The sequence below is a fragment of the Okeania sp. SIO3B5 genome, from assembly GCF_010692555.1.
Taxonomy (GTDB): Bacteria; Cyanobacteriota; Cyanobacteriia; order Cyanobacteriales; family Microcoleaceae; genus Okeania.
Genome location: NZ_JAAHHG010000355.1, coordinates 7,487 through 10,439, shown reverse-complemented (window position 1 = coordinate 10,439; position 2,953 = coordinate 7,487). Strand labels below are relative to the sequence as shown.

The following is a 2,953-nucleotide window of genomic DNA, read 5'->3' as shown; positions in this document are numbered from 1 at the left end:
ATAGACATCTCCAAAAAAGTACAATAGATGTTTAGATTAGTAACACAAAGTATTTCTGATACCCATAATATCATGTCCGGTTGAATAATTAGACTTTGGTGGAAGGAAGGCAGGAGGCAGGAGGCAGGAGGCAGGAGGCAGAAGGTTTTCTCTCATTGTCACCTTAATTCTATACACAAACGATGCTACCGGACATGATATAAAACCGTACAGGTTAACTATTTTAATGAGTAGCGATCGCTCCACTAAAGATAGTTAGGATAGGCGTTTGAGTATTATTGGAGATGTCTAATAGACATCTCCAATAATAAAAAATAAAATCAATTATCGCACAGAAATTATCAATTATTCCCCTCCTGGGAGGGGGAGGGGCGAGGGGTGGGTTCCCTACTCCTGTAGGGGCGAATCGCGATTCGCCCCTACTCCCTACTCCCTCTTTTCTGGAGATGTCTAATAAGATAGATAGGGCTTCAGCCCTACTACAAACAACTTTTTGATCGCTGATTATCCGAACATTATATTGACATACTCCCGACGTTGCGCATAGCGCGACAACGCGGGATTCTTCAGTCATGAAAAAAATGACTGCTGTTTTGACAGAGGTGATGTCCTCCCCCTGTGTGGACCTTGATAATAACATGCATACCTCCTAGCTTGTCAAGGGTATAGGAAGGTTTTATTTGTGGAGGTATCCGACTCTTGGCCCTGGCTTTCCCATCCCTCCGCTCCCCTAATAGCTGCCGCCACCATCCTCCGCCTTTTCCTGACGGAATGCTCCGCAAACATGTCGGCGACAGCCGTTAACGCAGTTATGCGCTAGCAAAACGGGAGAGCGCGGGACTTCCCGCCAGGGAAGTTAAAATCAAATATCAGTTGAGACTACTTCAAAATCAGTGCTCCAGGTAGGAATTGCACCACGATCGCTCCTGGTAATACCATCCATCAACCACATCCGATTTTGTCCAGTTGCTTGGTCTCGCCACAGAATATCTGCATTACCATCTCCATTGAAGTCTGCTACTGTTGCTACTTCAAAATCAGTGCTCCAGGTAGGAATTGCAGCACGATCAATCCTGGTAGTACCATCCATCAACCACATCCGATTTTGTCCGGTTTCTTGGTTTCGCCACAGAATATCAGCTTTGCCATCTCCATCAAAGTCCGCTGCTGCTGCCACTTCATACTGATTCGTCCAGGTAGGAATTGCACCACGGTCGCTCCTGGTAATACCATCCATCAACCACATCCGATTTTGTCCGGTTTCTTGGTTTCGCCACAGAATATCAGCTTTGCCATCTCCATCAAAGTCCGCTGCTGCTGCCACTTCATACTGATTCGTCCAGGTAGGAATTGCACCACGGTCGCTCCTGGTAGTACCATCCATCAACCACATCCGATTTTGTCCGGTTTCTTGGTTTCGCCACAGAATATCAGCTTTGCCATCTCCATCAAAGTCCGCTGCTGCTGCCAGTTCATACTGATTCGTCCAGGTAGGAATTGCACCGCGACCGCTCCTGGTGGTACCATCCATCAACCACATCCGATTTTGTCCGGTTTCTTGGTTTCGCCACAGAATATCAGCTTTGCCATCTCCATCAAAGTCCGCTGCTGCTGCCAGTTCATACTGATTCGTCCAGGTAGGAATTGCACCACGGTCGCTCCTGGTAGTACCATCCATCAACCACATCCGATTTTGTCCGGTTTCTTGGTTTCGCCACAAAATATCAGCTTTGCCATCTCCATCAAAATCAAACCGAACTGGTTCGCTACTCTCCACTATGGGAGCTACATTTACAGTTATGTCTGCTGGTTCTAAGGGGTTGCCCTCAGTGTCATCAGCACCATAAGGAATGGATGCTTCTCCTTCAAAACCATCTACTGGCGTAAAGGTTACGTTACCGTCATCATCTACGGCAAATGTACCTTCTCCAGGAATTGTGATGTTTTTCTGTATTCCTGGGGTTTCAGGGTCGAGGTCAATAGTGGTGGCATCTACCAGAGTATCATTTTTCGCAATGTTGAATGTGACTGGGGTGTTAGCTGGTGTTGTGGTTGTATCATCTACTAAGGAACCTATTGGTGTTACATCCACTATTATATTTGCTGGTTCTAAAGAATTACCATTAGTGTCGTCTGCTCCATAAGGAATGGATGATTCACCGTCAAACCCTGCTAATGGGGTAAAGGTAACGTTACCGTCATCATCTACGCTAAATGTACCTTCTCCAGGGACTGTGATGTTTTTCTGTATTCCTGGGGTTTCAGGGTCGAGGTCGATGGTAGCGATGTCTACATTTTCATCATTGTCGCTGATGCTGAATGTGACTGGGGTGTTGGGTAGGGTGGTTGCTGTATCATCTGTTAATTCTGGTATGGGTTCGACAGTTACAGAAATATCCGCTGGTTCTAAAGAATTACCATTAGTGTCGTCTGCTCCATAAGGAATAGATGCTTCTCCCTCGAAACCTGCTAATGGGGTAAAGGTAACGTTACCGTCATCGTCTACGCTAAATGTTCCTTCTCCAGGGACTGTGATGTTTTTCTGGATTCCTGGGGTTTCAGGGTCGAGGTCGATGGTGGTGACATCTACATTTTCATCGTTGTCGATGATGCTGAATGTAACTGGGGTGTTGGGTGGTGTGTTTGCTGTATCATCTGTTAATTCTGGTACGGGTTCCACAGTTACAGTTATGTCTGCGGGTTCTAAAGAGTTGCCCTCAGTGTCATCAGCAGTATAAGGAATAGATGCTTCTCCTTCAAAACCATCTACTGGAGTAAAGGTAACGTTCCCGTCATCATCTACGGCAAATGTACCTTCTCCTGGAGCTGTGATGTTTTTCTGGATTCCTGGGGTTTCAGGGTCTAGATCTATGGTAGCGATGTCTACATTTTCATCGTTGTCGCTGATGCTGAACGTGACTGGGGTGTTGGGAGCTGTGGTTGCTGTGTCATC

2 protein-coding genes are annotated in these 2,953 nt (G+C 46.4%); both read right to left on the bottom strand.

Annotated features, from left to right (window positions below; translation table 11 throughout):
• Positions 1-223: 223 nt before the first annotated feature.
• A complete protein-coding gene (locus tag F6K54_RS31640; RefSeq protein ID WP_293086810.1) occupies positions 224-574 on the bottom strand; it encodes a hypothetical protein in 351 nt (116 codons plus the stop codon).
• 288 nt (positions 575-862) lie between these two features.
• A partial coding sequence (locus F6K54_RS31635) for an FG-GAP-like repeat-containing protein (protein ID WP_293086808.1) occupies positions 863-2,953 on the bottom strand: 2,091 nt, incomplete at its 5' end.

What these genes read in the sequence shown, in the direction of transcription:
- F6K54_RS31640 (WP_293086810.1), bottom strand. Translation starts at nt 574, where the DNA reads ATGACTGAAGAATCCCGCGTTGTCGCGCTATGCGCAACGTCGGGAGTA.